Below are 545 nucleotides of genomic sequence, written 5' to 3'. Positions count from 1 at the left end.
CCCGATCGACCAGCGTATGGTCCGCACCAGCCGCGACGGCTTCCGCGCGCCCCCGCCCGAAGATGCGAGCGACGCCGAACGCCGCGACGTTTGCTACCTGCTCGGCCCCGTACCCGTGGCGATCGACGAGCTGATCCGGCAATCGGGACATAGCCCCTCGATTGTGCAGACGGTGCTGCTCGAACTGGAACTGGCCGGGCGGTTGGAACGTCATGCCGGAGGTCGGGTGGCGCTGGTCTGAACTCAGGACGCCGCGCAGGCCATCGCGCTACCGGCGCAGAGAGCGATCGAATCGAGATAGGCCTCCGCCAGCTCCGCATCCTTGGCCGTCGGCACCGACCGGAATGCATATTGGACGGAATGGATGTCCGCCGCACCGGTGAACGATTGCCGAGAATATCGAAGTGCTCGAGGCCAACGGAACGCCGGTCGATTATGGCTTCATCCGTATCGTCTGCTCGGCTTTTTCACCCGGCAAGCCGGGCGAAAACGACATGTGGAAGATGATGCAGGCGACCTACGCCAATTTCCTTCTGAGCAAGCCC

At 63.9% G+C, this 545-nt stretch carries 1 protein-coding gene; it reads left to right on the top strand.

Annotation, left to right across the window (positions count from 1 at the left end):
* Positions 1-241 (top strand): hypothetical protein (locus AACY52_RS29835; RefSeq protein ID WP_339561309.1); only part of this gene is annotated, 241 nt, incomplete at its 5' end.
* Positions 242-545: the final 304 nt, after the last annotated feature.

It is taken from the genome of Pseudomonas sp. EA_65y_Pfl1_P113 (assembly GCF_963970525.1).
GTDB lineage: Bacteria > Pseudomonadota > Gammaproteobacteria > Pseudomonadales > Pseudomonadaceae > Aquipseudomonas > Aquipseudomonas tritici.
This window is presented reverse-complemented; position numbering and strand designations above follow the sequence as displayed.